At 36.1% G+C, this 429-nt stretch carries 1 protein-coding gene; it reads right to left on the bottom strand.

Going from position 1 to position 429, the window contains the following annotated elements; genetic code table 11:
• A partial coding sequence (locus BWI92_RS28015; RefSeq protein ID WP_217903520.1) for an SMP-30/gluconolactonase/LRE family protein occupies positions 1–312 on the bottom strand: 312 nt, incomplete at its 3' end.
• Positions 313–429 lie beyond the last annotated feature (117 nt).

Here is a 429-nt window from a genome sequence, read left to right as displayed (position 1 = left end):
CGTGTCCGAGTTGAAAATAAGAATTTTACCTAATCCCCAACGAGTTACATACAGTTTTCCTGATTTATCACATTTCATGCCATCCAAACCACCGTCTTTGAATGAGGTAAAAAGACGTTTGTTACTGATATTTCCCTGAGCATCCACATTCAAATGCCCAGATATTTCGCTGGATACTTTAAAGCAACAGCCGCTAGTGAATTTAGTATTAAATTGACATGGGATAATATCGGTGGAACCAATACCTATCAAATTGAAAAAGAGCTGGCAATAATAAGTTTTCAAAGTCTTGACCAAACGATGTAATACCATAACTTCACAGATACTAAACTTGAAGCGAATACCACCTATAATTACAGAATTAAGGCTTTTTCAAGTTTCTCTGAATCTAATTTTTTTTTTTTTTTTAAAAACCCCCCGGGGGGGGGG

This window comes from Flectobacillus sp. BAB-3569, assembly GCF_002270355.1.
Lineage (GTDB): Bacteria > Bacteroidota > Bacteroidia > Cytophagales > Spirosomataceae > Flectobacillus > Flectobacillus roseus.
Note: the sequence above shows the minus strand (reverse complement) of the source record. Positions and strands in the feature narration are given on the sequence as shown.